An 18,822-nucleotide genomic window follows, 5' to 3' on the forward strand; every position below is an offset into this window, starting at 1 on the left:
CGGGCCCGGGGCCGCGCCGCCGGCGGCGGCACCGCGACCGGCCGGCACCGGGACCGCCGGTGCCGGGACGTCCGCGACAAGCACGCTAGGACGCGCGGGCGGGCGCCCCCAGTGGGCACAAGTGCCGCCCCGGCGGCTGGTCACAAGTGCCCAGTGCCGCAGCGGATCACCGGTCCGCACGATGGACGGCGTCACTTGCGGACGGCCCGGACGCCCCGGCGGCGCAGGCACCTCCACGGGTGACCGACCCGGTCGCAGCGATCGCGGTCCCATCACGGTGTCGAGAGGAAAGCCGGTCGTGTACCTGCGTCACCAGCCCCCGGACGGTCCGCGTCACGCGGTCCTGAGCACCATCCCCTCGGACTCGCACACCTGGAACCTGCTGTTCCTCCAACTCCTGCTGGAGGAACAGGGCTGGGAGGTCACCAACCTCGGTGCCTGCGTCCCGGTCGACGTCCTGACCACCGAGTCCGCGGCCCGGGTGCCCGACCTCATCGTCGTGAGCACCGTCAACGGCCACGGCGCCGAGGAGGCCCCGGCCCTGGCCCGCGCGGTGCGTGCCGTGCCCGCCCTGTCCGGCGTACCGCTCGTCATCGGCGGCAAGCTCGACACCTCGGGCGCCACCGGCCCCGACGTCCACGCGGCGCTCGTCGCCGCCGGATTCGACGCCGTCCTGACCGGGCCGAACGCCGTCCCGGGACTGCTCGGCCTGCTGGACGCCCTCCCGCAACACGGGCACGGAAGGGCTTACGCCGATGCCGTCCGCTGACCTCCCCCGCCCCGCCGGCGGCGCCTTCCACCGCTTCATGGAGGCCGCCGCCCGCTCCGGCACCCTCGTCGTCCAGCCCCGCATGGGCTTCGCCGACCCCGGCCGGATGCGCGCCGGGCTGCTCGCCACCCGCGGCGCCGACGCCACCACCGTCGGCACCCTCACCCTGGACAGCTTCACCCGCGTCGGCGACTACGCCGCCGCCGCCCGCGCCGCCGCCCAGGGGCACCCGCTCAACGGCTACCCGCTGGTCAGCCTGCCCGTGGCCACCACCACCGCCCTCCTCGACGGCGTCCACGGCGCGGACTTCCCCGTCCAGGTGCGCCACGGCTCCGCCCTGCCCGGCCGCATCGTCGACGCCCTGATCGCCGCCGGACTCGACGCCACCGAGGGCGGTCCCGTCTCCTACTGCCTGCCCTACGGCCGCACCCCCCTGGCCGCCTCCGTGCAGGCCTGGCGCGAGGCGTGCCGCACGCTCGCCGAACTCCGCGCCACCGGCGCCGAACCGCACCTGGAGAGCTTCGGCGGCTGCATGCTGGGCCAGCTCTGCCCGCCCTCGCTGCTCATCGCCCTCTCCGTCCTGGAGGGCATGTTCTTCCGGCAGCACGGCATCCGCAGCGTCTCCCTCAGCTACGCCCAGCAGACCAGCGCCGAACAGGACGAGGAGGCCGTCCACGCCCTGCGCGCCCTGGCCGCCGACCACCTCCCGGACACCTCCTGGCACGTGGTCGTCTACGCCTACATGGGCGTGTACCCGGAGACCGCGGCCGGCGCGCTGGAACTCGTCGCGGACGCCGCCCGGCTCGCCGTGCGCACCGGTGCCGCCCGCCTCATCGTCAAGACCGCCGCCGAGGCCGCCCGCATCCCGTCGGTCGCCGAGAACGTCACCGCGCTGGAGACCGCCGCGGCCGCCGCCGCGCGCACCGCACGGCGCACCGCACCACCGCCGTCCACCGGCGTGGAGGGGGAGGCGCGGTCCCTCGTGCAGGCCGTCCTCGGCCTGCACGACGACATCGGGCAGGCCCTGGTCCGGGCCTTCGCCCGCGGCTACCTCGACGTCCCCTACTGCCTGCATCCCGACAACGCGGGCCGCACCCGCAGCGTCATCTCCGACCGGGGCCGCCTGGAGTGGTCCCGCACCGGGTCGCTCCCGCTGGGCCGGCCCGCCGCCCCCGTGCGGCGCGCCCGGCGCCTGACCTCGTCGGGGTTGCTGCACGCCCTGCACCACGTCAAGAACCGCTACGACACGTCCGCCGCATCCCTCGGCCGAGTGAGCTGACGGACCGCCCCCGGTCGCCGCAGCCCCCCCGGGGCCCGGCGGTCCGAGCCGACCCGAAAAGGACCGACATGACCCTGCAGACCGACATCGCCCCGATGCTCGCCGCCACCCCCGCCCTGCCCTCGCCGCTGGAACACCTGCGCGATCCGCGCACCCGCGCGGCCCTGCGCGTCCAGCAGGCGATCGTCGCCGGCGCCCGCGCGTTCCTGCGCGCCGGCGGCGCCGTCGAGATGGCCCACCCCGTCATCGGCCCCGTCACCGATCCCGGCTCGCGCGGCGCCAAGCAGGTCGACATCGACTACTACGGTCACCGCTACAAGCTGATGACCAGCGCCATCCTCTACAAGCAGGCGTCCTTGCTGGCCTTCGACCGCATCTTCCTCGTCGCGCCCAACGTCCGCCTGGAACCCGTGGAGACCAGCTCCACCCACCGCCACCTGACCGAGTTCCGGCAGATCGACGTCGAGTTCGCGGGCGCCACCCGCGACGACGCCATGAACGTGGCCGAGGGCCTGGTCCGCAACGCCGTCACCACCGTCCTCGACGAGTGCGGCGACGACCTCGCCGTCCTCGGCCGCGACCCCGACACCCTGCGCCGGTTCGTGGCCGAGCCCTTCGCCCGCGTCCCGCACGCCGAGGTCGTCGAGCGCCTGCGCGCCGGCGGCTACCCGCAGGCCCTGGGCACGGAGATCGAGTGGGAGGCCGAGGAGCGCGTCTCCCGCCAGGCCGACGCCCCCTTCTTCGTCGTCGGCTACCCCAAGGGCTCCCGCGGCTTCTACGACAAGGAGAGCCCCGCCGACCCCGGCACCCTGCTCAACTTCGACCTCATCGCCCCCGAGGGCTGCGGCGAGATGTGCAGCGGCAGCGAACGCGAGTACGAGTACGCGGCCCTGGTCACCCGCATGCGGGAGACCGGCGAGAACCCCTCCAAGTACGCCTGGTACCTGGACGTCGCCCGGCACGGCATCCCGCGCAGCGCGGGCTTCGGCATCGGTCTGGAACGCCTCACCCGCTGGATCGCCGGCCTCGACTCCGCCTGGCAGGCCACCGCCTTCCCGAAGATCGCCGGGGTGGTGTCGCCGTGACGTACCTGACCGCACCCGGACTGCCCGAGGACGCCGTCCGCGCCCGGGCCCGCGACGGCGCCGCCGCCGTCTTCCCCCCGCCCCGGAGCTACGGCACCGCCGTCTTCGGCGCCGGCCCCGGCACCACGCCGGACGGCGACGGGATCGACGCCCTGCGCCTGGTCCCGCCCGTCTTCATGCCGGGCCGCCTCGCCAAGCTCATCGACCTCGGCCACGAGCCCCTCTACTCCGACGTCGGCCTCGGCACCGCCCTCGGCGGCTTCACCGCCCCCCTGCCGGTGTACGTGTCGGCGCTCGGCTCCACCCGCGTCGCCGGCACCAGCCTCGCCATCAGCCGCCAGGCCGGCCGCCTCGGCATCCCCATGGTCATCGGCGAGAACGTGGCCCCGATGAACGGCTTCCGCACCGGCGGCGACGACCACCGCAAGGGACTGCTGGAGCGCATCCTCGCCTACTGCGAGGAACTGCCCGACGGCGTCGGCGGCGTCTGCGTCCAGCAGAGCACCGAGGACGCCGACTCCGAGGTGTGGAACCACGTCTACAGCGACCCCGCCGTCTCCGGGCTCCTCGCCACCGGCCGCCTCGGCTTCGAACTGAAGGCCGGCCAGGGCGCCAAGCCCGGCCTCGGCGGCCTCACCATGATCAGTGAGGTGGTCGCCGCCGACCTCGACGGGCAGTACGCCGTCGAACGGCTCTCCGCCGACGGGGACGCGGTCCTGCGCTGCTCCAGCCCCGGCACCTTCACCGAGGAGATCTTCCGCCGGCAGATCCAGCTCATGCGCAACAACTACCCCCGCGCCCGCTGCTGGGTGAAGCTCTTCCCCGGCCGCGACGTCGGCCACGCCGCCGCCGTCGCCTGGGAGGCCGGTGCCCACGCCGTCACCGTCGACGGCGCCGAGGGCGGCACCGGCTGGGCCCCGACCGGCTTCCTCGACCACGTGGGGCTCCCCCTCGCCGAGTGCCTGCGCCGCGTCGACCCCGCCGACCGCGTCCTCCTCGCCAGCGGACGCGTCTGGGACGGCATCCGCGCCGTGAAGCTGCTCGCCCTCGGCGCCCGCGCCGTCGGCCTGGGCCGCGCCGCCCTGGTCGCCGCCGACGAGGACCCCGAGCACGGACTCGAACGCCTCCTGGAGGCCATGGCACTGGAGATGCGCATGGCCGTCAGCGCCCTCGGCAAGTACACGGTGCACGAGACGAGCGCCGAGGACCTGTGGAGGCCCCAGTCATGATCTACGAGCACACCTACGAACTCGTCACCGACGACCTCTTCGTCCGGCTGACCCGGATGGCACCCGGCGCCGACGTCTTCCTGAAGATCGAGGGCCTCAACCCGGCCGGCTCGGTCAAGCTCAAGACCGCGCTGAGCCTCGTGGAGGACGCCGAGCACCGCGGGGTGCTCACCCCCGGCGCCCGCGTCATCGAATCCTCCTCCGGGAACCTCGGCATCGCCCTCAGCTCCATCTGCGCCACCAAGGGCTACCCCTTCACCTGCGTGGTCGATCCCAACACCAACGCCACCAGCATCGACCACATGCGCGCCCTCGGCGCCGAGGTCGTCGTCGTGGACACCGTCGACGCCAACGGCGGCTTCCTGCAGTCCCGCATCGCCCACATCCGGCACCGCGTCGCCGCCGACCCGGCCATGGTCTGGCTCAACCAGTACGCCAACCCGGCCAACCCGCGCGCGCACTACGAGCAGACCGCGCGCGCCATGCTCAAGGAACTCCAGCACATCGACTACCTGTTCGTCGGCGCCGGCTCCACCGGCACCTTCGTCGGCTGCTCGCGCTACCTGCGCGAGTTCTCCCCGCACACCCGGATCGTCGCCGTCGACGCCATGGGCTCCATCATCTTCGGGGCCGCGCCGGGCCGCCGCCTCATCCCCGGACTGGGCGCCAGCCGCATCCCCGAACTGCTCGAACCGGGCCTCGCCGACGACGTGGTGCTCGTCGCCGAGGAGCACGCCGTCCGCGAGTGCCGGCAACTCGCCCGCACCCACGGCCTGCTGGTCGGCGGCTCCACCGGCTCCGTCCTGGCCGCGATCCGCCAGTACCGCGACGGGTTCCCCGCCGGCTCCCGCATCGCCGCCGTCTCACCCGACCTCGGCGAGCGCTACCTCGGAACGGTCTACAACGACGACTGGGTGGGCGAACACCTCGGTGCCCTCGCCTGAGCCGTACCCCGTGCCCTCCCACCCGCGAAAGGCAACCACCGATGTCGACTTTTCACGTGATCGACGGCACCGTCGCCCAGGACGTCATCACCTCGGCGCCCTCCGACGTCCTGGAGATCGTGCGGGACACCTACCTCCAGCACAGCCGCGGCGCCACCGTGAACCCCAACAGCTACTTCCTGCGCTTCCCCGACAACCCGAGCGCCCGCATCATCGCCCTGCCCGCCCACCTCGGGGGCGAGGCACCGGTCTCCGGGCTGAAGTGGATCGCCAGCTACCCGCAGAACGTGCAGCGCAACCTGCCCCGGGCCTCCGCCGTCCTGCTCCTCAACGACGCGGAGACCGGCTACCCGTTCGCCTGCCTGGAGGCGTCCACGATCAGCGCCGCCCGCACGGCCGCCTCCGCCGCGCTCGCCGTGGAGACCCTGGCCCCCGACGACGCCCCCCGCACGGTGCTGTTCGTCGGCGCCGGCGTCATCGGCCGCACCGTCTCGGACTTCCTCGCGGCCCGCGGCCTGAACGTACGGGAGTGCCTCGTCCACGACCACGTGGACGCCTACGCCGAGACCTTCGCCGCCTACGCCGCCGACACCCACGGCTGGCAGGCCCGTGCGGTCACCGGGATCGACGCGGCCCTCGCCACCTCCGACCTGGTGGTCCTGGCCACCACCGCCCCGGCGCCCTGGCTGGCGGACGGGCAGACGCTGCTGCAGGGGCAGGTCATCCTGAACCTCTCCCTGCGGGACATCCACCCCACCGTCATGATCAAGTGCCACAACATCCTCGACGACACGGACCACTGCCTCACCGCGCAGACCTCGCCCCACCTCACCGAAACGGAGTACGGAACGCGCGACTTCATCGACGGCACCCTCGCCGACGTCCTGCGCGGCGAGGTGACCCTCCGCCGCGACCGCCCCATCGTCTTCTCCCCCTTCGGCCTCGGCGTGCTGGACCTGGCGCTCGGCTGCCACATCTACCGGATCGCCCTCGAGACCGGTCGCGCCACCGAGGTCCCGGGATTCTTCCCCGAGCTGGCCCGTTGGTGAGCCGGCCGCCCCCCGCCGCCGCTCCGCACTCCGCGCGCCGGCCCTGACGCCCCGGTCCCGCGGTCCCCCCGAGCACCTCGGGGGGACCGCGGGACCGGGGCGTTCCGCGCGTGCCCGACCGGGCTGCGCCGGGCCTGCCCGCCGCGGGCCGGGACACCGGGCGGGCCGGGGAGGAGGCGGACCGGGAAGGAAGGGCTCCAGCACGCCGCGATCGACGCGCCGGGGCCGTTCCACCGGCCGCGCCTCCGTCCGCCCGGCCCCGGTACACCGACCCGACGGCCGCCCGCGCCGCTTCCGTCCCGCGGCCCCGGCCCCGACCGGCTCCGTGGGCGCCCCGCCACCCGGCCGCGCGCACGCCCGCACCTCCGGCGGCTGTGGCCGCGGCCCGTGCCGGGGGCGGCGCAGCGGCTGTGGGCGCGGGCGTGGGGGTGGGTGCGGACGACGGTGCCCGGCGCGGCGCCGGTCCGGGCAGTGGCGCCGGTCCGGGCCAGTGGCACCCCTACCGGGTGCCGTCGGCGGTTCCGGGCGGCACGGGCGGGGGCGCGCACACGAAGGGGGCCCGCCACGTGTCCGTGGCAGGCCCCCTGCGGGCGGCCGTCCGTCAGGCCGGGACCAGCAACTGCGCCTCCCGGCGGGCACCGTCCGTCAGGGCCTCCCGCGCCGCGGCGGCCAGTGCGGCCAGTTGCCGCTCGCCCCTGACCATCTCCATGTGGCGGCCCGGCACGGCGCGGACGTCCAGCCCCGCGGGGTAGAGGTCCCGCCAGTGCGCGGTGTACCGCGCCTGCGGCACCTCGTCCCCGCTGCCCTCGCGCACGGTGTCGCTGACGAACAGCGTCGCCGGGGCCTTCGAACGCCGGGGCCGGTAGGCGGCGAGCGAACGCACCTCGGCCTCCAGTACGCCGTACGGCAGCCACTCGTCGAGCGTGATCGCGTCCGCCTCGATGTTCATCTCCGGCGCCAGGCGCTTCATCTCCCGCTCCGTGGCCGCACGTTCGGCACCGGTCTCGGTCTGGCCGCGACGCCACAGCGCGTCCACGCGGCGGTACACCTCGGCATGCCGCTGGAACCGGTCCTGCTGGTCCTCCCCGGTCACGGCCGGCTCCAGCAGGAGCAGCGCGGCCACCGCCCGCGGATCACGCGCACCCATCGCGTGCGCGATCACCGCGCCGGTCGACCAGCCGAGGATCGTGCAGGGGCCCTCCGGCTGCACCCGGCGAATCTCCCGCCAGTACCGCTCCGCGACGGACTCCACGCCGACGAGCGGGGATTCGCCCGCGTCCAGTCCCGGCGCCTGGATGCCGTACACGGTGAACGCCCCCGCGAGACGACGCGCCAGCGCGCGGTACGGGTGCGTGCTGCCACCGCCGGGGTGCACGCAGAACAGCAGGGGAAGTGCGGGGTCCACCTCACGGGAGAGGAGCACCACCAGCCCGCCGGACTCGTCCTGCGGGGCGTCCAGCGCAGCCGCCAGGCCGGCCACCGTCGGGTGCCGCGTGATCTGCTGGAGGGCGATCGGCAGACCGGCGTCCCGGATGCGCGACACCACCCGCACGGCATTGATCGACTGCCCGCCGAGCGCGAAGAAGTTGTCGTGGACGCCTACGGTCTCGACGCCCAGGACATCGGCCCAGATGGCGGTGATGGTGCGTTCGGTGTCGGTGCGGGGTGCGGTGTAGGTGGTGTCGAGGTGGGGGCGGTGGTGGTCGGGTGCGGGCAGGGCCTTGGTGTCGATCTTGCCGTTGGGGGTCAGTGGCAGTCGGTCGAGGGTCACGAAGGCCGTCGGGACCATGTAGTCCGGCAGGTTCCGTTGCAGGTGGGCGCGGAGGGAGCCGGTGTCGACCGGAGCGTCGGTCACGAGGTATGCGGTGAGTCGTTTGTCGCCGGGGGTGTCTTCGCGTGCGGTGACGGTGGTGGTGTGGATGTGGGGGTGGGTGAGGAGGGCGGCTTCGATTTCGCCGAGTTCGATGCGGTAGCCGCGGAGTTTGATCTGGTTGTCGATGCGGCCGATGAATTCGAGGGTGCCGTCGGGGCGCCATTTGACGAGGTCGCCGGTGTGGTAGGTGCGGGGGTCGGGGTGGGGTGGGGTGAGGGGGTTGGGGGTGAAGCGGGTGGTGGTGAGGTCGGGTCGGTGGTGGTAGCCGCGGGCGAGGCAGATGCCGCCGAGGAGGGCGTGTCCGGGGATGCCGATGGGGGCGGGTTGGTTGTGGTGGTCCAGGACGTAGGCGGTGGTGTTGGTGATGGGGCGGCCGAGGGTGGTGGTGTCGCCGTGGGGGTCGGGTGTGGTGGTGAGGCTCATGACGTTGGCGACGGAGCCTTCGGTGGCGCCGTATTCGTTGCTGATGGTGGTGTGGGTGGTGCTGTGGTTGAGGAGGCGGGTGACGAGGTGGGGGGTGAGGTTTTCGCCGCCGGCGACGATGGTGGTGATGTGGTGGTGGGTGTGGCGTGTTTTGAGGTGGGCGGCGAGGACTTCGAGGTGGGAGGGGGTGGCTTTGAGGAAGCTGATGGGGGTGTTGGTGCAGATGAGGTCGATGGCGGCGTCGAAGGCGCTCTGGCCGTCTTGGGGGTGGGGGATGGCGAGTTGTTGGCCTTGGATGAGGGGGAGGAAGAGGGCGGTGATGGTGAGGTCGAAGGTGACGGAGGAGTAGAGGATGGTGCCGATGCCGCCGGGGGTGTGGGCGGGGTAGTTCTGGTCGCACCAGTGGAGGTAGTTGACGACTCCGCGGTGTTCGAGGGCGACGCCTTTGGGCTTGCCGGTGGAGCCTGAGGTGTAGATGACGTAGGCGAGGTGGTCGGGTGTGGCCAGGGGGGTGGGGTTGTGGGTGGGTGTGTGGGGCCATTGGGTGTCGACGAGGAGGTGTGGGGTGTGGGTGGGGAGGCGGTTGCTGAGGTTGCTGTGGGTGATGGTGAGGGTGGCGCGGGAGTCTTCGACCATGTGGGTGATGCGGTCGGTGGGGTAGTCGGGGTCGAGGGGGACGAAGGCGGCGCCGGCTTTGAGGATGCCGAGGATGGTGGTGATCAGGTCGGGGGTGCGGTCGAGGCAGACGGCGATGAGGGTGTCGGGGGTGGTGCCGGTGGTGCGCAGGTGGTGGGCGAGTTGGTTGGCGCGGGCGTTGAGTTGTGCGTAGGTCCACTGCTGGGTGCCGTGGGTGAGGGCGATGGCGTCGGGGCTGGTGGTGACGCGGTCCTCGATGAGCTGGTGGATGGTGGCGGTGTCGGGGTAGGGGCCGGTGGTGCCGTTCCAGTCGACCAGGACCTGCCGCCGCTCCCGCTCGGTGAGCATGTTCAACTCGGAGATGTGCGCGCCGGGGGCGTCCACGACGGATTCCAGCAGCATCCGGAGGTGGCCGGCCATCCGCTCGACCGTCGCCGCGTCGAACCTGCCCCGGTCGTACACGAACCGGAACTCCAGGGCCCTGCCCGCCGACACCACCAGGGTGAGCGGGTAGCCGGTGCGTTCGACGCAGTTGACCAGGCGCCGGGTCAGGCCCTCGGGGAAGTCCGACGGCTTCTGCACCACGGGGTAGTTCTCGAAGACCAGGATGGACCGGAACAGCGGCTCCCCGCGCGGGATGGGGCTGTGCTTCTGCACGTCGACGAGGTGGCAGTACTCCCACTGCCGCATGTCCAGCTGCTCGTCCTGGAGGTCCCGCAGCCAGTCGGCGACCACCAGGTCGCCCGTGAGCCGCCCGCGGACCGGGAGCGTGTTGATGAAGAGGCCCATCATCGACTCGACGCCGGGCAGGGCGATCGAGCGACCCGAGATGGTGGAGCCGAACAGCACCTCGTCCTGGCGGCTGTACCGGGAGAGCAGGATCGACCACAGTCCCTGCACCAGCGTGTTCATCGTGATCCGCTGGGACCTGGCGTAGTCGCGGGCCCGCGCGAACAGGTCGGCCGGGGCGCACACCTCGAACTCCCCGACCCCCCTGTCCCCGGTGTCCCGGTCCACGTGCAGGTCGGTCGGCTCGGTGACGCCCGCCAGGTAGTCGGTCCAGAAGGCGGCCGAGGCGTCGTCCCGCTGGGCGTTGAGCCACTCGATGTAGCGGCGGTAGGGCGCGGTCGGCGGCAGGGCGGCGGGGGAGCCGTCGAGCAGCCCGCGGTAGAGGGCGAACAGCTCCTTCTGGAGGATCTGCACGCTCCAGCCGTCCAGCAGGATGTGGTGGAACGACCAGACGACGATCCTGCGCTCCTCAGCCGTGCGCAGCACGGTGACCCTCACCAGCGGAGCCCGGGACAGGTCGAACCCGCGGTCCCAGTCCTCGGCCAGGAAGGCGTCCAGCCGCTCCTGCTGGTCGGGCAGGCCGCGCAGGTCGCGCACCGCGAAGGGCAGGGGGGCGCGGCGCTGCACGACCTGCACCGGCTCCGACACCCCCTCCCACACGAACGCGCTGCGCAGGATCGTGTGCCGGTCGACCAGCCGCTGCCACGCCTCGCCGAACAGTGCCTCGTCGAAGGGCCCTTCGACCTCCTCCGTCATCTGCACCATGTACGGGCGGGTGTCGGACGTGTCCTCGAGCGAGTGGTACAGCATCCCGAACTGCAGGGGCGAGAGCCCGTAGACGTCTTCCACGTTGTGCGTGCTCATATCGAGAACCTCTTCAGGATCGCGGCCATGTCGGTGTCACCGACGTCGGTGAGGGGGACGCCGGGGGTGGCCCGGCGGGTGTCGGCGGCTCCGTCGGCGCTGCCGGCGATCAGTTCGCGCAGGTGGCGGAGCATGCCGTCGGCCAGACGCTCGACGGTGCACCGGTCGTGCAGCGCCGTCGAGTAGCCGATGTGGACGCCGAACGCGTCACCCTCGACGGCGGCGGTCACGTCGAGCACGTTCCAGCGCATGCCGTCGGGGCTGATCGAGTGGCCCTTGGGCTCGCCGGGGGCGGCGTACCGTCCGATGCCCGGCAGGTCCCGGACGAACTGTCCCAGGTAGTTGAAGTTGACTTCGGGGGTGGGCTGTCCGCCGAGGACGGACGCCACGTCCGGGGTGCCGAGGTGACGCAGGATGCCGTAGCCGACGCCCTTGCTGGGGACCCGCGCCAGCTGTTCCCTGACGGAGCCGAGCGACTCCACGGGGCCGGCGCCCGGAGCCAGCCGCAGCGCGACGGGGAACACGGAGGTGAACCAGCCGACGGTCCGCGACAGGTCCACGTCGGGGAACAGGTCCTCGCGGCCGTGCCCCTCCAGACCGATCAGGGTCTCGTCGACACCCGTCCAGTCCCGCAGCGCGTGCGCCAGCGCGGTCAGCAGCGCGTCGTTGATCTGCGTGCTGAAGGCGCGCGGGACGTCCCGCAGCAGGGCGCGCGTCTCCTCCGCGGTGAGCGTCGCCATGACGCTGGACGCCGAACCCAGGTCGTTGCGTCCGTTCCGGTCGCGCGGCACCCGGCCGGCGGGCTTCGCCTCCGCCCAGTACGCGAACTCGGCGCGCGCCCCGTCCGACACGGCGAACCCGCGCAGCCGCTCCGCCCATGCCCTGAACGACGTCGTCTTCGCCGGCAGCCGCGGCGCCCGTCCCCCGGCACGCTGCTCGTAGCAACTGCCGAGGTCCTCCAGGAGGATCCGCCAGGACACCCCGTCGACCGCCAGGTGGTGCACGGCGATGAGCAGCCGCTGTCCCCGCGCCGCTCCCAGGTTCAGCAGGGCGCACCGCATCAGCGGGCCCTTGGCCAGGTCGAGGCTGCGCTGCGTCTCCTCCGCGATGCCCAGCGACACCGGGGCCAGGTCGTCGTCGGCGACACCGGACAGGTCGTGGACGTCGAGGACGCCGGTGTCCACGGTGTCGTCCAGGTACTGCCGCCATCCGTCGGCACCGTGGACGCACCGCAGCCGCAACGCGTCGTGGTGCTCGATCAGATCGGAGAGCGCCTGCCGCAGCACCTCCGGGTCGAGACCGTCGGTGGCGAGCAGTTCGGCCTGGTTGAAGTGGTCGAACGCCGGCAGGTCCTTCTCGAAGAACCAGTGCTGGATCGGTGTCAGGGGGACCTCGCCCACCACCCGTCCCTGCTCGGCGTCGACCAGCGTGGTCGCGCCGGCGTGCACCGCGATCTCGGCGATCGTCTGGTGCTTGAAGATCATGCGCGGCGTGAGGTGCACGCCGAACTTCTTGGCCTTCGCGATCATCTGGATGCTGATGATCGAGTCGCCGCCCAGCTCGAAGAAGTTGTCGTGGACGCCGACCGTGTCGATGCCCAGGATGTCCCCCCACACCGAGGCGAGGGTGCGTTCGGTGTCGGTGCGGGGTGCGGTGTAGGTGGTGTCGAGGTGGGGGCGGTGGTGGTCGGGTGCGGGCAGGGCCTTGGTGTCGATCTTGCCGTTGGGGGTCAGCGGCAGTCGGTCGAGGGTCACGAAGGCCGTCGGGACCATGTAGTCCGGCAGGTTCCGTTGCAGGTGGGCGCGGAGGGAGCCGGTGTCGACCGGAGCGTCGGTCACGAGGTATGCGGTGAGTCGTTTGTCGCCGGGGGTGTCTTCGCGTGCGGTGACGGTGGTGGTGTGGATGTGGGGGTGGGTGAGGAGGGCGGCTTCGATTTCGCCGAGTTCGATGCGGTAGCCGCGGAGTTTGATCTGGTTGTCGATGCGGCCGATGAATTCGAGGGTGCCGTCGGGGCGCCATTTGACGAGGTCGCCGGTGTGGTAGGTGCGGGGATCGGGGTGGGGTGGGGTGAGGGGGTTGGGGGTGAAGCGGGTGGTGGTGAGGTCGGGTCGGTGGTGGTAGCCGCGGGCGAGGCAGATGCCGCCGAGGAGGGCGTGTCCGGGGATGCCGATGGGGGCGGGTTGGTTGTGGTGGTCCAGGACGTAGGCGGTGGTGTTGGTGATGGGGCGGCCGAGGGTGGTGGTGTCGCCGTGGGGGTCGGGTGTGGTGGTGAGGCTCATGACGTTGGCGACGGAGCCTTCGGTGGCGCCGTATTCGTTGCTGATGGTGGTGTGGGTGGTGCTGTGGTTGAGGAGGCGGGTGACGAGGTGGGGGGTGAGGTTTTCGCCGCCGGCGACGATGGTGGTGATGTGGTGGTGGGTGTGGCGTGTTTCGAGGTGGGCGGCGAGGACTTCGAGGTGGGAGGGGGTGGCTTTGAGGAAGCTGATGGGGGTGTTGGTGCAGATGAGGTCGATGGCGGCGTCGAAGGCGCTCTGGCCGTCTTGGGGGTGGGGGATGGCGAGTTGTTGGCCTTGGATGAGGGGGAGGAAGAGGGCGGTGATGGTGAGGTCGAAGGTGACGGAGGAGTAGAGGATGGTGCCGATGCCGCCGGGGGTGTGGGCGGGGTAGTTCTGGTCGCACCAGTGGAGGTAGTTGACGACTCCGCGGTGTTCGAGGGCGACGCCTTTGGGCTTGCCGGTGGAGCCTGAGGTGTAGATGACGTAGGCGAGGTGGTCGGGTGTGGCCAGGGGGGTGGGGTTGTGGGTGGGTGTGTGGGGCCATTGGGTGTCGACGAGGAGGTGTGGGGTGTGGGTGGGGAGGCGGTTGCTGAGGTTGCTGTGGGTGATGGTGAGGGTGGCGCGGGAGTCTTCGACCATGTGGGTGATGCGGTCGGTGGGGTAGTCGGGGTCGAGGGGGACGAAGGCGGCGCCGGCTTTGAGGATGCCGAGGATGGTGGTGATCAGGTCGGGGGTGCGGTCGAGGCAGACGGCGATGAGGGTGTCGGGGGTGGTGCCGGTGGTGCGCAGGTGGTGGGCGAGTTGGTTGGCGCGGGCGTTGAGTTGTGCGTAGGTCCACTGCTGGGTGCCGTGGGTGAGGGCGATGGCGTCGGGGCTGGTGGTGACGCGGTCCTCGATGAGCTGGTGGATGGTGGCGGTGTCGGGGTAGGGGCCGGTGGTGCCGTTCCAGTCGACCAGGACCTGCCGCCGCTCCCGCTCGGTGAGCATGTTCAACTCGGAGAGGCGGGCTCGCGGAGTGGCCGCGGCGGAGGCGGCGAGGGTGGCGAAGTGACCGGCCATCCGCTCCACCGTCGCCCGCTCGAACAGATCCGTCCGGTACTCGAGCGCCGCCAGTAGCTCACCGTCCGCCTCCGCCGCTGTCAGCTGGAGGTCGAACTTGGCGTCCTGGCCCCGTACGCCGACCTGTTCGACCGCCAGGCCCGGCAGGCCCCAGGCGTCGCCGTCCGGCGTGTTCTGGAACACGAACAGGGTCTGGAACAGCGGGTTGCGGGACAGGTTGCGCTCGGGAGTCAGCTCGTCCACCAGGCGTTCGAAGGGCAGGTCCTGGTGGTCGTAGGCGCCCAGCGCGGTGTCCTTGACGCGGTCGAGGAGCTCGGTGAACGTCGGGTCGCCGGACAGGTCGGTGCGCATGACGAGGGTGTTGACGAAGAAGCCGATCAGGTCCTCGGTCTCGGCGCGGTTGCGGCCCGCGATCGGGCTGCCGACGGCGATGTCGTCCTGCCGGCAGTAACGGGCGAGGACGATCTGGAACAGGGACAACAACGCCATGAACATGCTCGCGCCGTGCCGGGCCGCCGTCGTACGCAGCCCGTCCGCCACCTCGGCCGGCACCGAGAAGTGCACGGTGTCGCCTTCGGCGCTCACGCGTTCGGCCGGGCGCCCGTGATCCGTGGGAAGCTCCAGGACCGGCACCCCCGTGAGGCGGTCGCGCCAGTACGCCAACTGACGCTCCAGGAAGTCACCGCTGAGCCGCTCGCGCTGCCAGACGGCGAAGTCGGCGTACTGCACCGGCAGTTCGGGCAGTGACGAGGTGCGCGCGTCGAGGGCCGCCGCGTACAGCTCGCGCAGCTCCCGCGCCAGGACGCCGGACGACCAGCCGTCCGACACGATGTGGTGAACCGTCAACAGCAGGTACTGGTCGTCGTCCGCCACGCGTATCACGTCCACGCGCAGCAACCGCCCCCCGTCCAGCGCGAACGGCCGGCGCGCCTCGGCCGCCATGATTTCCAGCGCGGCCCGCTCCCTGTCCTCGGCGTCGCAGACGGTGCGGACGTCGTGCACCGTGGGAGTGACCGACCACGCGGCCTCCACGAACTGCGCGGGCCGACCGGAGTCGTCGGTGACGAACCGCGTGCGCAGGATCTCGTGCCTGTCCACCAGGCCGGTGAAGGCCGCTCCCAGCGCGCCGAGGTCGAGTTCGCCCCGCAGCCGCAGGCCGAACGGCACCAGGTACTCGGCGCTGCCGGGCGTCAACTGGTCCAGGAACCAGAGGCGCTGCTGCGCGAACGACAGCGGCAGCGGGTCCCCGTCGCGGCCGACCGGCACCAGCGGGGCTTCTTGGGCGGTCTCCAGCTCGTGCACGGCCGCGGCCAGCGTGGCCGGGGTCGGCGAGGTGAACAGGCTGCGGACCGGGACGTCGACGCCGAGCCTCTGCCGCAGACGTGACGTCACCCGGGTCGCGAGCAGCGAATGCCCGCCGAGCGTGAAGAAGTTGTCGTGGACGCCTACGGTCTCGACGCCCAGGACATCGGCCCAGATGGCGGTGATGGTGCGTTCGGTGTCGGTGCGGGGTGCGGTGTAGGTGGTGTCGAGGTGGGGGCGGTGGTGGTCGGGTGCGGGCAGGGCCTTGGTGTCGATCTTGCCGTTGGGGGTCAGTGGCAGTCGGTCGAGGGTCACGAAGGCCGTCGGGACCATGTAGTCCGGCAGGTTCCGTTGCAGGTGGGCGCGGAGGGAGCCGGTGTCGACCGGAGCGTCGGTCACGAGGTATGCGGTGAGTCGTTTGTCGCCGGGGGTGTCTTCGCGTGCGGTGACGGTGGTGGTGTGGATGTGGGGGTGGGTGAGGAGGGCGGCTTCGATTTCGCCGAGTTCGATGCGGTAGCCGCGGAGTTTGATCTGGTTGTCGATGCGGCCGATGAATTCGAGGGTGCCGTCGGGGCGCCATTTGACGAGGTCGCCGGTGTGGTAGGTGCGGGGGTCGGGGTGGGGTGGGGTGAGGGGGTTGGGGGTGAAGCGGGTGGTGGTGAGGTCGGGTCGGTGGTGGTAGCCGCGGGCGAGGCAGATGCCGCCGAGGAGGGCGTGTCCGGGGATGCCGATGGGGGCGGGTTGGTTGTGGTGGTCCAGGACGTAGGCGGTGGTGTTGGTGATGGGGCGGCCGAGGGTGGTGGTGTCGCCGTGGGGGTCGGGTGTGGTGGTGAGGCTCATGACGTTGGCGACGGAGCCTTCGGTGGCGCCGTATTCGTTGCTGATGGTGGTGTGGGTGGTGCTGTGGTTGAGGAGGCGGGTGACGAGGTGGGGGGTGAGGTTTTCGCCGCCGGCGACGATGGTGGTGATGTGGTGGTGGGTGTGGCGTGTTTCGAGGTGGGCGGCGAGGACTTCGAGGTGGGAGGGGGTGGCTTTGAGGAAGCTGATGGGGGTGTTGGTGCAGATGAGGTCGATGGCGGCGTCGAAGGCGCTCTGGCCGTCTTGGGGGTGGGGGATGGCGAGTTGTTGGCCTTGGATGAGGGGGAGGAAGAGGGCGGTGATGGTGAGGTCGAAGGTGACGGAGGAGTAGAGGATGGTGCCGATGCCGCCGGGGGTGTGGGCGGGGTAGTTCTGGTCGCACCAGTGGAGGTAGTTGACGACTCCGCGGTGTTCGAGGGCGACGCCTTTGGGCTTGCCGGTGGAGCCTGAGGTGTAGATGACGTAGGCGAGGTGGTCGGGTGTGGCCAGGGGGGTGGGGTTGTGGGTGGGTGTGTGGGGCCATTGGGTGTCGACGAGGAGGTGTGGGGTGTGGGTGGGGAGGCGGTTGCTGAGGTTGCTGTGGGTGATGGTGAGGGTGGCGCGGGAGTCTTCGACCATGTGGGTGATGCGGTCGGTGGGGTAGTCGGGGTCGAGGGGGACGAAGGCGGCGCCGGCTTTGAGGATGCCGAGGATGGTGGTGATCAGGTCGGGGGTGCGGTCGAGGCAGACGGCGATGAGGGTGTCGGGGGTGGTGCCGGTGGTGCGCAGGTGGTGGGCGAGTTGGTTGGCGCGGGCGTTGAGTTGTGCGTAGGTCCACTGCTGGGTGCCGTGGGTGAGGGCGATGGCGTCGGGGCTGGTGGTGACGCGGTCCTCGATGAGCTGGTGGATGGTGGCGGTGTCGGGGTAGGGGCCGGTGGTGCCGTTCCAGTCGACCAGGACCTGCCGCCGCTCCCGCTCGGTGAGCATGTTCAACTCGGAGAGGCGGGCTCGCGGAGTGGCCGCGGCGGAGGCGGCGAGGGTGGCGAAGTGACCGGCCATCCGCTCCACCGTCGCCCGCTCGAACAGATCCGTCCGGTACTCGAGGACGGCACGCAGGCCGTCCGACGACTCGACCGCGGTCAGCGTCAGGTCGAACTTGGCCACTCCCCGCTCGATCTCGACCGGCTCGATGTCCGTTCCCGCCAGCTCCCACGCCTGTCCGTCCGCGCTCCCGGGAGCCTGGAGGACGAACATGGTCTGGAACAGCGGGTTGCGGGACGGGTCGCGGTCGGGGGCGAGCTCCTCGACGAGCCGTTCGAAGGGCAGGTCCTGGTGGTCGTAGGCGCCCAGCGCGGTGTCCTTGACGCGGTCGAGGAGCTCGGTGAACGTCGGGTCGCCGGACAGGTCGGTGCGCATGACGAGGGTGTTGACGAAGAAGCCGATCAGGTCCTCGGTCTCGGCGCGGTTGCGGCCCGCGATCGGGCTGCCGACGGCGATGTCGTCCTGCCGGCAGTAACGGGCGAGGACGATCTGGAACAGGGACAACAACGTCATGAACATGCTCGCACCGTGCCGGGCCGCCGTCGTACGCAGCCCGTCCGCCACCTCGGCCGGCACCGAGAAGGTGACCACGTCGCCACTGCCGCTCGGGCGGGCGGGACGCTGGTGGTCCGTGGGAAGTTCCAGCGGGGTGGTGCCGGCCAGGCGGTCACGCCAGTAGGCGAGTTGGCGCTCCAGCGCCGGACCGGTGAGCTGCTCGCGCTGCCAGAGGGCGAAGTCGGCGTACTGCACCGGCAGTTCGGGCAGTGACGAGGTGCGCGCGTCGAGGGCCGCCGCGTACAGCTCGCGCAGCTCCCGCGCCAGGACGCCGGACGACCAGCCGTCCGACACGATGTGGTGAACCGTCAGCAGCAGGTACTGGTCGTCGTCCGCGAGCCGTACCAGATCGGCCCGCAGGAGCCGTCCCGAACCGAGGTCGAACGGCCGGGTCGCCCCGGCCCGCAGCACCTCCCGGGCCCGCGCGTCGGCGTCCGGGACCCGGCGCAGGTCGTGCTCGGTGACGTCCACCGGCCACGGGGCCGTGACGACCTGCCGCGGCGTGCCGTCCTCGTCCGCCGGGAACGCCGTCCGCAGTACCTCGTGCCGGGCCACCAGGCCCGACAGGGCCGTGCCCAGCGCCGCCACGTCCAGCGCGCCGCGCACCCGCAGGGCCGTCGGCACCAGGTACTCGGCGCTGCCGGGGTTCAGGCGGTCCAGGAACCACAGCCGTTGCTGTGCGAACGACAGCGGCAACGCACCGGCGGCGTCCCTGTCGCCGGGTACGATCCGGGCCGCTTCCGCACGCCGTCGCATGCGGGCCAGCAGCCGCGCCTCAACCGAATTCTCGCCCATGATGTTCCGTCCTCTTC

Annotated in this window: 8 protein-coding genes; 6 read left to right on the forward strand and 2 right to left on the reverse strand. The window is 71.8% G+C overall.

Annotated features, from left to right (window positions below; all coding sequences use genetic code 11):
• The first annotated feature begins 298 nt into the window (after positions 1–298).
• The 6 genes from QQY24_RS26810 to sbnB all read left to right on the forward strand — a co-directional run bounded on the left by QQY24_RS26810 (position 299) and on the right by sbnB (position 6,355).
• Positions 299–769, forward strand: a complete 471-nt coding sequence (locus QQY24_RS26810) for a cobalamin B12-binding domain-containing protein (RefSeq protein WP_301975281.1) — start codon at positions 299–301, stop codon at positions 767–769.
• Positions 756–2,048, forward strand: coding sequence for a methylaspartate mutase (locus QQY24_RS26815; RefSeq protein WP_301975282.1), 1,293 nt, complete (start codon positions 756–758; stop codon positions 2,046–2,048). The genes QQY24_RS26810 and QQY24_RS26815 overlap by 14 nt, the downstream gene beginning before the upstream one ends.
• Positions 2,049–2,116: 68 nt before the next feature.
• The gene (locus QQY24_RS26820) at positions 2,117–3,133 is read left to right on the forward strand and encodes an asparagine synthetase A (RefSeq protein WP_301975283.1); all 1,017 of its coding nucleotides are present in this window, start codon (positions 2,117–2,119) and stop codon (positions 3,131–3,133) included.
• Complete coding sequence (locus QQY24_RS26825) at positions 3,130–4,362, forward strand: glutamate synthase-related protein (RefSeq protein WP_301975284.1); 1,233 nt, start codon at positions 3,130–3,132, stop codon at positions 4,360–4,362. The genes QQY24_RS26820 and QQY24_RS26825 overlap by 4 nt, the downstream gene beginning before the upstream one ends.
• On the forward strand, positions 4,359–5,306 hold the full coding sequence (gene sbnA, locus QQY24_RS26830) for a 2,3-diaminopropionate biosynthesis protein SbnA (protein WP_301975285.1): 948 nt from the start codon (positions 4,359–4,361) through the stop codon (positions 5,304–5,306). Before QQY24_RS26825 ends, sbnA begins: the two co-directional genes overlap by 4 nt.
• Positions 5,307–5,347: 41 nt before the next feature.
• Entirely contained in the window at positions 5,348–6,355 is a 1,008-nt protein-coding gene (gene sbnB, locus QQY24_RS26835) for a 2,3-diaminopropionate biosynthesis protein SbnB (protein ID WP_301975286.1), read from the forward strand.
• Between the two features lie 601 nt (positions 6,356–6,956).
• On the opposite strand, the gene QQY24_RS26840 is transcribed toward sbnB, so the two are convergent.
• Positions 6,957–10,940: an amino acid adenylation domain-containing protein gene (locus QQY24_RS26840; protein ID WP_301975287.1), complete on the reverse strand. Its 3,984-nt coding sequence runs from the start codon at positions 10,938–10,940 to the stop codon at positions 6,957–6,959.
• Positions 10,937–18,805 carry a non-ribosomal peptide synthetase gene (locus QQY24_RS26845; RefSeq protein WP_301975288.1) on the reverse strand — a complete coding sequence of 2,623 codons (7,869 nt, stop codon included), beginning with the start codon at positions 18,803–18,805 and terminating at the stop codon, positions 10,937–10,939. The genes QQY24_RS26840 and QQY24_RS26845 overlap by 4 nt, the downstream gene beginning before the upstream one ends.
• Positions 18,806–18,822: the final 17 nt, after the last annotated feature.

This window comes from Streptomyces sp. TG1A-8 (assembly GCF_030499535.1).
In the GTDB taxonomy this organism is placed as follows: Bacteria; Actinomycetota; Actinomycetes; order Streptomycetales; family Streptomycetaceae; genus Streptomyces.

What these genes read in the sequence shown, in the direction of transcription:
- QQY24_RS26815 (WP_301975282.1), top strand. Translation starts at nt 756, where the DNA reads ATGCCGTCCGCTGACCTCCCCCGCCCCGCCGGCGGCGCCTTCCACCGC.
- QQY24_RS26820 (WP_301975283.1), top strand. Translation starts at nt 2,117, where the DNA reads ATGACCCTGCAGACCGACATCGCCCCGATGCTCGCCGCCACCCCCGCC.
- sbnA (WP_301975285.1), top strand. Translation starts at nt 4,359, where the DNA reads ATGATCTACGAGCACACCTACGAACTCGTCACCGACGACCTCTTCGTC.
- sbnB (WP_301975286.1), top strand. Translation starts at nt 5,348, where the DNA reads ATGTCGACTTTTCACGTGATCGACGGCACCGTCGCCCAGGACGTCATC.
- QQY24_RS26840 (WP_301975287.1), bottom strand. Translation starts at nt 10,940, where the DNA reads ATGAGCACGCACAACGTGGAAGACGTCTACGGGCTCTCGCCCCTGCAG.
- QQY24_RS26845 (WP_301975288.1), bottom strand. Translation starts at nt 18,805, where the DNA reads ATGGGCGAGAATTCGGTTGAGGCGCGGCTGCTGGCCCGCATGCGACGG.